This is a genomic window from Mesorhizobium sp. M2A.F.Ca.ET.037.01.1.1, from assembly GCF_003998075.1.
Classification (GTDB): domain Bacteria; phylum Pseudomonadota; class Alphaproteobacteria; order Rhizobiales; family Rhizobiaceae; genus Mesorhizobium.
On sequence record NZ_RZSA01000517.1, the window covers coordinates 1 to 4,702 of the forward strand.

At 63.8% G+C, this 4,702-nt stretch carries 4 protein-coding genes and 2 pseudogenes; 3 read left to right on the forward strand and 3 right to left on the reverse strand.

Annotated features, from left to right (window positions below; translation table 11 throughout):
* Positions 1-497, forward strand: a 497-nt coding sequence (locus EOA27_RS22915) for a hypothetical protein (RefSeq protein ID WP_127257261.1), incomplete at its 5' end; no start/stop codon positions are given.
* Between the two features lie 93 nt (positions 498-590).
* A complete protein-coding gene (gene xth / locus EOA27_RS22920) occupies positions 591-1,361 on the forward strand; it encodes an exodeoxyribonuclease III (protein WP_126081285.1) in 771 nt (256 codons plus the stop codon).
* 736 nt (positions 1,362-2,097) lie between these two features.
* Here the strand turns inward: xth and EOA27_RS22930 are convergent.
* Positions 2,098-2,382, reverse strand: a pseudogene (locus tag EOA27_RS22930) (LysR substrate-binding domain-containing protein); the annotation flags it as partial.
* Here EOA27_RS22930 and EOA27_RS22935 point away from each other — a divergent pair.
* A pseudogene (locus tag EOA27_RS22935) lies at positions 2,370-2,844 on the forward strand (NAD(P)-binding domain-containing protein); the annotation flags it as partial. The pseudogenes EOA27_RS22930 and EOA27_RS22935 sit on opposite strands and share 13 nt — an antisense overlap.
* 100 nt (positions 2,845-2,944) lie before the next feature.
* On the opposite strand, the gene EOA27_RS22940 reads toward EOA27_RS22935, so the two are convergent.
* On the reverse strand, positions 2,945-4,231 hold the full coding sequence (locus EOA27_RS22940) for a D-tagatose-bisphosphate aldolase, class II, non-catalytic subunit (protein WP_126081283.1): 1,287 nt from the start codon (positions 4,229-4,231) through the stop codon (positions 2,945-2,947).
* On the reverse strand, positions 4,228-4,702 hold a 475-nt coding region (locus EOA27_RS22945), incomplete at its 5' end, for a PfkB family carbohydrate kinase (RefSeq protein WP_245491141.1). The genes EOA27_RS22940 and EOA27_RS22945, both read right to left, overlap by 4 nt.

The following is a 4,702-nucleotide window of genomic DNA, read 5'->3' on the forward strand; positions in this document are numbered from 1 at the left end:
ATTCCGACAACCGGTATCGGCAGGATGAACCGTCAGACGCCGGTGAAGATGCCGCCGCCGGCGCCGGCCTTGGGGCGCTCGTCGGCGGCGCGGGCGGGCTCCTTACCGGGCTCGGGATCATGGCCATCCCGGGAGTGGGACCCGTCGTGGCGGCAGGTTGGCTAGCAGCTACGGCTGTAGGCGCGGTCGGCGGCGCTGTGGTGGGCGGAGCCGCCGGCGGCATCGTCGGGGCGCTCACGGAATCCGGTGTTTCGGAACGTGATGCACATGTCTATGCCGAGGGCGTGCGCCGCGGCGGCAGTCTGGTGACTGCCAGAGTGGATGATCGGCTAACCGGCGAAGCTGAACGGATCCTGCGTGGAGAGCGTGCCGTCAATCTTGACGAGCGGCGTAGCGCTTACGAGGCCGGGGGATGGACAGGATTTGATGCTGCCGCGGAGCCTTATGACGACATTGAGGCTGAACGAGATCGTGTTCGGCGAACCACACCGCTCTAAGAAATGCGGCCCCGTCGAACTCTCGGCGGGGCTTTTTCTTGCCGCGCGAGCGAGGCGTCCGGCATTTGGATTGCCCACGTCGGAGCCGAGGGGATGACCCGGATCGCGACCTTCAACGTCAATGGTGTGAACGGCCGACTCCCCGTGCTCCTGAAGTGGCTTGGCGAGGCCGATTATGACGTTGTTTGCCTCCAGGAGCTGAAAACGTCCGACGAGAATTTTCCCATCGAGGCAATACGGGACGCCGGCTTCGGCGCGATCTGGCACGGCCAGAAATCCTACAACGGGGTGGCGATATTGGTGCGCGGGAAGGATCCGGTCGAACGCCGCCGTGGCTTGCCTGGCGATCCCGATGACACGCACAGCCGCTATCTGGAGGCAGAGATCGACGGTCTCATCGTCGGCTGCATATATCTGCCCAATGGCAATCCCGCGCCAGGCCCCAAATTCGATTACAAGCTTCGCTGGTTCGACCGTCTCGTCGACTACAGCCGATCGCTGTTGGGCGAGCGCGCCGTGCTTTGTGGTGACTACAACGTCGTGCCCACTGAGATAGATGCTGCAGTACCCAGGCGTTGGCTGGGCGATGCTGTCTTCTTCCCCGAAAGCAGGAAAGCTTATGCGCACATGCTGAGCTTGGGCTGGGTGGATGCGATGCGCCATATCCATCCGGACAAGGGCATATACACCTATTGGAATTTTTCCTATCGCGGCGGCTACGACCGAAGCTCAGGCCTGCGGATGGACCATCTGCTCGTGAGCCCGTCACTTGCGGAAAGCCTTATGGCCGCAGGTGTCGATGTCGAGACTCGTGGGTGGGAAAAGCCAAGCGATCACGCCCCTGCCTGGGTCGACGTCGGTTAAAACCTTTTGCGCTATCGCAGTTGCAGAAAGCCTGCTTGGCAGCCGTCGCCCACGCTTCATGTCGAACCTCTGAAGGAGGCCTCAAGATGCCAAGGTTTGTTCCAGATATGACCGCACGCCTCAACCCGTCAGAGAATGCCGCTCACGAGCAGGACACGAAGTTGCGCTCCGAAGGCGCACCATCGCGAGTTTCAACTCCCGATGCATCCGGATTGCGCACCTGTACCGGCGTTCTCGCCCTCTCTATCAGGGCGTCATGTCATCAGATCTGCCGATCGCCGGACCGCGATCGAAGCTGCTGACCTCTCCGAAGCCATCGACAGAATCTCGCAGGGCCCCTGTGCTGTCCCGCACGGCGTCGTCGAGGAGGAAAAAAGACCGCCGCCATGTCAACTTTTCTGCACGAGTTGGGGTAGCGAACGCATAGGCGGACGGGAGGCATAACGGTCATCCGCGGCTGTGTAACAAACTGGGTAACAAGCGATAAGAAAATGCGAATAGATTCAACGCTTTAACTGATAGTTAGAAAAACGCTCTCTCAGCCAGAATTTTCCTAATAATCAATGATTTCAAATAGTCATCAGGCGCTTCAAGGCCAAAGCGTCGTTGGTCCGTGTAAGGAACCCGCATAGTTCGCCATGACGTTGCTCAACACCGAGGGGGTCGGCGTCCTGTCCCACGCATGTTCGATTGCGGCACCTGTCCATTGCAAGCGTCGCCGACGGCCTGGTAGGCATCAGTCGCCCGATACGGACAATCCCGCGAGAAGCGGAGCGTAGGCGGCAAGCCTGCGGGATACGAATTCCGTGAAGAGCCGCACGCGCTTCGTCTTGCGTGCCTCTCCCTGTGTGAGAAGCCAGAGCGTTCCGTACATGTGCAGGTCGGTACCCGGCACCCTCGCCAGCAGGGGGTCGGCATCTCCCACGAAGCACGGCAGAGTCGTCATCCCGAGCCCCTGCCGCACCGCGACGATCTGCGCCTCGGCATCCGTGACCCTGAACGGAACCCCGGGCGATTGGACCGACGGTCGTCGCCAAGTCGCTGCGGGAAGCGCTCGAGGCCGACACCATCATCCTGGCGGTTCCGTTCGGGAATCATTGCGACGTTGCGAAGGCTCTGCCGAGCTGGGAAGGCAAGACAGTCATCGATGCCACGAACGCGTTTCCGGTCCCTGAAGAGCTGGACGGTCTCCCGTCCTCCGCTTTCGTCGCGAAGGCGTTCACCGGCGCCAAGCTCGCGAAAGGCTTCAATCACCTGGTTGCGGCCACCCTGGCTACCGATCCGGTCGTCGAGGGCGGCCAGGGTCGTCTTTCTGTCGAGCGACGACGAGGACGCGGCCGCTCACGTCGCGGCCTTGGCCAGACAACTCGGGTTCGCGCCCGTCAAGCTGGGAAAGCTCAACGAGGGTGGCGCGCTCGTGCACGCACGCGGCCGCACTTGGGGCCCGCTGATCTTCCAGGACCTGTTCAAGAAGGAACCGTAATGGATTTGCTGTCCACTGTCAGAGGTGCGGCTTGCGCGAGCCCCTCCATGAGAGATCCACGCGGGCTAAGTCAAATCCGAGGTCCGGCAGCGAAGACGGCTTACTGGTTCGTGGCGTTGCGATAGATATTGAGCACGCGCGTCACGCTGCCGAGCAGAAGCCCATGCGCGGTCGGTCTGATGCGGCCCGCGCCGACCTCGACATCGAGGTGGCCAATATATTGGCTGATCAGCGGGCGGGGAATCTCCCTGTCGCCAAGCGCGGCCAGCACCGCTCCGGTTGCGCGCTGCGCTTCCGGCGCCAGCCAGTAGTAACGGATGCGATCGCTGAAGGAGAAATGCCGCCGCAGACGCTGCTCGTCGGGCGTGCCACAATAGTATTTCTGCCAGTTGCCGGACGAGGCGAGCATCACGCGCTCCATGGCCGCCGGCAGGGTTTCACGCAACGGATCGGGCGCCAGTTCGTCGGCAATGTGGCTGAGGCCGTAGAGCGCCTCGCGCAGCGCGAATGTCAGCCACGGGCCGACTTTGAGGATGGCGAAACCGTCACGCACCAGCATGCCAAGCGCTTCCGCGGGCTGGTAGTCGGTCGAGTGCGCTTCGAAGACGAATTGCGGCATGCGTTCCAGCACAGTGACCAGCTCAGTCGCTTTCTCCGTCGCATAGGCGACGATATCGGCATTGCCGAATTCGACGCCGGGCTGGACGACGACGCCGACGACCCGGTCAAAGGCGCCATCGAGGCCGAGGCGAGAGAAAGCCTTGCGGTGGACCTCGACCGTGCGGAGCGCGTCGGCAGGCTCGGTCACATGCGTGTGCTCGAGCGGTTCGAGCGCGCCGCCGGGCACCGGCACCTCGGTGCCGATGATGTAGACGGGTTTCTCACCGCCGGCGCGCGCGACCGCCGCCTCGGCGACCTTGGCAAGCTCAGCCGCGCGGGCGGCAATCGTCTCGTCGGGGAGCGGCACCGGATCGTCGGCGCAGGCCATGCTGGTGTCGAGATGCAGCTTGGTGAACCCGGCGGCCGCATAGGCGTCGATCATCGCGGCCGCTTTCCGCATCGCCCCGGCAGCGGAGTCGTGCTTCCAGGGATTGGGTCCAAGATGGTCGCCGCCGAGGATCAGACGATCGAGGGGAAGACCGGCCCTGCCGGCATACGTTTCGACGAGGCCGCGAAAGGCGGCCGGCGCCATGCCGGTGTAGCCGCCTTCGTGATTGACCTGGTTACAGGTCGCCTCGATGAGGACATCCGCGCCATGCAGCGCGCCGTGGCGGAGCGCCGCGTCGATCACCAGCGGATGCGCCGAGCAGATCGAGGTGATGCCTCCCTTGCCGCCCGCCGCCCGCCGCGCGCCGATGGCCGCAAGTCTCTTGGTCGCGGAGCTCATGCGCGTGTACCGGCCCCGGCTATGAAAGCCTCGACATCGGCGAGCCGGTGAATGCCTTCCATGGGTCCCTTCCGCGTCACGGCCAGCGCGCCGCAGGCGTTGGCGATGCGCAGCGCCTCGGCAGGTGCGGCGCCGCGCAACCAGAAGCATACGAAGGCGGCTCCGAAGCAGTCGCCGGCGCCAGTCGGGTCCACTTCCTCGACGGCGAATCCGGGCATTGCGACCGAGCGCTGGCGATCGTGATAGACGGCGCCGGCAGCGCCTCTCTTCAGCACGATGCAGGCTATGCCCCGACCAAGCAGCTCGGCGATCACGCCCTGCTCGTCGCCCGCTGAAGAGAACAGGAGCAACTCGTTGCCGCTTGGCAGAAAGACGTCGGTCTGCGCCAACACCCTGTCGAGCGCCTCGCTCATGCCGGTGTCCTGCATGATCTCGCGCCGGACGTTGGGGTCGAAGGACACGGTGCCGCCC